This is a genomic window from Cognatundibacterium luofuense, from assembly GCF_018139685.1.
GTDB classification, from domain to species: domain Bacteria; phylum Pseudomonadota; class Gammaproteobacteria; order Burkholderiales; family Burkholderiaceae_D; genus Undibacterium; species Undibacterium luofuense.
In genome coordinates this window covers 1-358 of the sequence record NZ_JAGSPN010000309.1, presented here as the reverse complement: position 1 = coordinate 358, position 358 = coordinate 1, and the positions used below count along the sequence as shown (strand labels likewise).

General features: G+C 62.8%; 1 pseudogene. It reads left to right on the top strand.

The window, feature by feature from the left end:
* Positions 1-30 precede the first annotated feature (30 nt).
* Positions 31-358, top strand: a pseudogene (locus KDM89_RS20550) (hypothetical protein); the annotation flags it as partial.

Here is a 358-nt window from a genome sequence, read left to right as displayed (position 1 = left end):
ATCCTGCTGAAGTCAGTTTACACTGCGGGTATGTCTTACACACCCAGCCAAATGATGACCGCGACGCCGCCCGGACGCATGCACTATCTGTGGTTTGCCGGCCTGGCGCTGGCGGGTCATCTGCTGCTGTGGCAATGGGGTGCAATCAGCATACGGCCCACGCCTGCGCTCAGTCCCAAGCCGGCTCCCATGACCGTACAAATGCGTGTCCGGCCTCCCGTCACAGCAGCGATCACGCCAAGCACAGTACCGCCTGCGCGCTCACTTGCCAGCTCACCGGCCCGATCACAGTCTCGCAGCGAGGCCATGCCTGCTCCACCTGCGGCCAGTATCAGCCAGAGTGAAGCGCTGACCATCG